This is a genomic window from Paenarthrobacter sp. 10L420 (genome assembly GCF_056395385.1).
In genome coordinates, this window is record NZ_JBFTJK010000091.1 from 1 (window position 1) to 370 (window position 370).

A 370-nucleotide genomic window follows, 5' to 3' on the forward strand; every position below is an offset into this window, starting at 1 on the left:
GCTTTCCCTGTTAATGATTGTCCGGCGGTGTCCTACTCTCCCACACCCTCCCGGGTGCAGTACCATCGGCGCTGTGGGTCTTAGCTTCCGGGTTCGGAATGGGACCGGGCGTTTCCCCCACGCTATGACCGCCGTAACCTTGTTACCCGAACCCCTGTGCCGGTTTGGTGCCGGTTTTTGGGTGGGAAGCTTTTGTGGTTACAACATGTGTGTTCCCTCGGTGTTGAGGGTCCTGTGGTGTTGTTGTGTTTAGTTGTGGTTTTTGTTCCTGACAACGGGTTTTGTTGTTCGGGAACCACATAGTGGACGCGTGCAGTGTTGTGTGTGGTGTAAGTTGTTGGCCTATTAGTACCGGTCAGCTTCACGAGTC

General features: G+C 54.6%; 1 rRNA gene. It reads right to left on the reverse strand.

Features of this window, described 5'->3' with window-relative positions:
• Positions 1-19: 19 nt before the first annotated feature.
• Positions 20-136, reverse strand: a 5S ribosomal RNA gene (rrf, locus tag AC1DD5_RS25815).
• Positions 137-370 lie beyond the last annotated feature (234 nt).